Consider the following 265-nt stretch of genomic DNA (forward strand, 5'->3'; position numbering starts at 1 on the left):
GATCACGCCGTGCGCTTTTTGTTCTTCCGTCAGGCCCGCCATCATGGCGTATGCACCGCGCAGCTTAAAGCTGTGCACCGGCTGGCGATCTTCGCGCTTCACCAGAATCACGTTATCAAGACGCGACGACAGTTTTTCCATTTTCTGTAGCGGCGTAACCTGCGCCGCTTCATAGACCGGCGCGCGTAGCACCGCTCTTAAATATTCGGCACCTTCCGGGGTGCCGGACAGGGGTTGCGAGTCAGCCATCATTAACCCCCCAGTT

The 265-nt window shown here is 57.7% G+C and carries 1 protein-coding gene; it reads right to left on the bottom strand.

All coding sequences use genetic code 11. The annotated features are described in order from the left end of the window. Nucleotides 1–249: pyridoxal-phosphate dependent enzyme (locus tag SB725_RS31750; protein WP_410923417.1), on the bottom strand; the 249-nt coding region annotated here is incomplete at its 3' end. Nucleotides 250–265: the final 16 nt, after the last annotated feature.

This window comes from Pseudomonas sp. SIMBA_041 (genome assembly GCF_046535095.1).
Lineage (GTDB): Bacteria > Pseudomonadota > Gammaproteobacteria > Pseudomonadales > Pseudomonadaceae > Aquipseudomonas > Aquipseudomonas mucoides.